Annotated in this window: 2 protein-coding genes and 2 pseudogenes; all 4 read right to left on the reverse strand. The window is 50.2% G+C overall.

Annotated elements, in window-relative coordinates; genetic code table 11:
* Window positions 1-677: pseudogene (locus tag ACTHUE_RS13370) on the reverse strand (hypothetical protein); the annotation flags it as partial.
* Window positions 674-1,702 carry a peptidoglycan O-acetyltransferase PatB gene (gene patB, locus ACTHUE_RS13375; RefSeq protein WP_004519875.1) on the reverse strand — a complete coding sequence of 343 codons (1,029 nt, stop codon included), beginning with the start codon at window positions 1,700-1,702 and terminating at the stop codon, window positions 674-676. The gene patB and the pseudogene ACTHUE_RS13370, both read right to left, overlap by 4 nt.
* A 10-nt stretch (window positions 1,703-1,712) precedes the next feature.
* Window positions 1,713-3,149 carry an MBOAT family O-acyltransferase gene (locus ACTHUE_RS13380; RefSeq protein WP_049336334.1) on the reverse strand — a complete coding sequence of 479 codons (1,437 nt, stop codon included), beginning with the start codon at window positions 3,147-3,149 and terminating at the stop codon, window positions 1,713-1,715.
* Between the two features lie 46 nt (window positions 3,150-3,195).
* A pseudogene (locus tag ACTHUE_RS13385) lies at window positions 3,196-3,438 on the reverse strand (hypothetical protein); the annotation flags it as partial.

Raw genomic sequence — 3,438 nt, forward strand, 5'->3', positions numbered from 1 at the left:
GGCCGCCATTTTGACCATTGGGATAACTGCGCGCCGTTGATGCCCATGGCGGAAACGGTTACGCCGCGTCCGGGGCGTTCGATATTAATGAAACCGATTTGCCAAGGCATGCTGCTGCTGAGGGTCATCGGCAGGGAAGCGTTGGTATGCAACAGTTGCCAGCCGTTTTGTGTGGCAGGGATTTCGCGGCCGTTGACGGTCAGGGTTTGCTCTGACCAAACCGGTTTGCCGAAAATGGAGATTTGTTGCATATCCATGCTGCCGTCGGCTGCGCTTAAGGTAACGCTGCCGCCATCGGCGCGTGCTTCAATACCGCCGAAAGAAAAATCGCTGTATGATTTGCGGCTGCTGATGGTGTTCCAACCGCTGCCGTTGTAACGGACGGTTGCCATGCGCTGGCCTTTGACGGTGTTGGGATAAACCCAACCGATGCCGCCGTTGCCCCATTGTTGTTGTAAACGGCGGCGCAGGCGGTCGGTGAAATAGTCGCCGGCGGTGTGGGAGTCGCCGACTTGGATAATGCGGAATTTGCCGTCTGAAGTATGGTTGAGCTGTTGCAGTTTGTTCAGCCAGGCAGGGTGGTTGGAGCCGTAGTTGCTTAACAGGCCGTCATTGGTTGCGCAGGCGGTAATAGGGAGTGCGAGAAGCGTGAGGAGTAAGGTTTTATTAAATTTCATGGTTGTGTATCGTGTGTAAAATTAATTTTTTCCATAATTTTTCCGGCCAATAGTTTTTGGCCTTCTGCGGAAAAGTGAATGCCGTCCTTGCTGCGGTAACGGATGATTTTTCCATCTACTTTGACAGAGTCGGCATATTCTTCTGCGCCATTGCTCAACAGTTTGTCGGTAGGCAACCAAATGGCTTGAGGCGACACCGTACCCGACAGGATTTTGTCGAGGTAGCGCATCTGTTCATTGAGCTTGGCTTTTTTCATGTAAGGAATGCCCAGCCAAATGACTTGGACATCATGTGCGGAGGCTGCATCAAGAATACGGCGGACGCGGTTGAGGTATTCTGCCTCCCATTCGGGGGAGGCGAATTTCAGGTATTTTTTACCCATCGGGAAATCCCAAGGGTCGTTTGGGCCTAAGAATACAACCAAAACGCGGATATCGGGTTCTTTTTGCAAAGTTTGTTCGATGGTTTTCGGCCAGTCGAAGAAATTGGGGTAGGACAAACCGGTACTTTGTTTACTGAGGTTGACCGATTGTACGCCATATTCTTGCTTGAGGTGTTTTTGTACGAAAGGTGCAACGCCCTGCATCAGCGAGTCGCCGGCAAAGAAAACTTTGTTGCCTTTTTTCAATACAACCTGCGTTGCCGACTGATCAGCCTGATTGCTTGGCTCGCTGGCTGTGGTATCTGTATTGTTAGTCGCATCGGAAGCAGCAGAGTCTTTTTGATTGTCGGATACTTCAATGTTTTCCGTATTTTCAGACGGCCTTGTTGCTTCAATGCCAGAGTCTTCCGAAGCCAAAGCGTCTTCCGTTTCCAGTGAAGCTTTCAGGCCGTCTGAAAATTCGTAGGCTTTTTGTTGCCAATCCGCACCGATACGCCACCAAGCGTATTCGGATAAAGGCTCAAGCGGACTGTTCTCATGATAGGTCTGCTGCCAATAGGCATTGATGGAGTTTTGGGCAAACCACGTCAGCGCAACCGCACTGAGCAGAATAGAAACAAACAGGGAGATAAAGCGTTTCATGTTCTGCTCCTTAGAAGTTGGCGTAAATAAAGCCGGGAATGCCGGACGGGGCGAAGATGATAATTAGGGCGAGGATAAGCGTGATGGGAATAAACCACAGCCATGCAGGCAGTTTGTCCAAGCCTTTTACCGATGCTTCAAATAAGCGAAGCAAATACGGGTACAGCGAAAGCATCATCGCAAATGTACCCAGCAACATGAGGTCGGTCGGCAGAGGCGCGTTCCAACCTTTGTCATTGGCAAATAATGCGCTGAACAGCATTTCCGTATCGGCAAGCGTTGCGCTGTTGAACACGACAAAAGCGAAACAAACGAAATGGAAGGTAAACAGCCAGGCGAGCGGTTTGCCGATTTTCAGACGGCCTAAGGCATTGCGGCCGACGATTTTGTCGCCGCAGTTAAGGAATACCAAAGCCGCACCGTGCAGCGCGCCCCAAATCAAAAAGCTCCAGCCGTAGCCATGCCAAATGCCGGAAAGCAACATGGCAATCATCAGATTGAGTTGGGTACGTCCGAAGCCTTTTTTGCTGCCGCCCAAAGGAATATAGATATAGTCGCGAATCCAAGTGGACAGGCTGATGTGCCATCTGTCCCAGAAGTCGCGGATGTTGATGGCGCGAAGCGGCGCGGCAAAGTTTTTCGGCAGCTGGAAGCCGAGCAGCATGGCCAAGCCGATGACTAAATCCGAGTAGCCGGAAAAGTCGAAAAAGAGTTGGAAGGTGTAGCCATAAATCGCAGACAACACGCCCCAGCCGTCGAACTGGGCCGGATTTTCAAAAACAGGCGATACCCAGCCTTCTGCCAATACGCCGGCAAGCCACCACTTTTTGGCAATGCCCAATACAATCAGGCCGACCGCCAAAGCCGGATAAATCAGCTGGCGTGCTTGTTTGGTGCGGATTTGCGCCAATGCGCCCGCTTGTTCGCCGTCTATGCTTTTAAAAGCGGCCGCACGGATAATCGGGCCGGATGTGATGGTGGGGAAGAAGCTCAGATGCAGTAGGAGCTCGTGCCATTCAAAACGGTCTCCTTTAGGCTTGCGGTAGCAATACACTAAGTAAGCCAGCGATTGGAAAGTGTAATAAGACAAGCCCAAGGGCAAAAGGATATCGATGACGGCGCTTTGCCCCGTATATTGCTGAATAATCGGGCGGAAAAAGTCGAAATATTTGAAGAAACACAAAACAGTCAATGCCGCCGAAATACCGCAACCCAGCCAAAATTTGCGGATATTCTCGTTTTCAGAAAACATCAGTACGCTGACCAGGTAAACCACAGACGAGTAAACCAAAATCAGCGCGGCAAAAATAGGGTCGATACGGTAAAGCCAGCCTAGCCCGGCAACCAAAAGTAAAACGTTTTGAACTTGCGGCAAACGCGCAAATGCCCAGTACAAGGGCAAAAATACGATAAAGAATACCGCAAACTCAATAGACAGCAACGGCATGACAATTCCTTGATGTGTTTAAACTTTCAAACTTTTCGATTGATTGTTATTTTTTGGCGTTAAGTTTGGCACGGATGACTTCGACTACCGCAGGTAAAATCGAAATCACGATGATTGCCGCCATGACTAAGCCCAGATTGTTTTTGACGACGGGGATATTGGCGAAGAAGTAGCCTGCATAGGAAAACGACAATACCCACAACACCGCGCCGATAATGTTGTAACGGATAAACGTCGCGTAGTGCATATCGCCCATACCGGCGACAAATGGCGCAAACGTCCGCACAAT

This window comes from Neisseria sp. P0021.S005 (genome assembly GCF_051956955.1).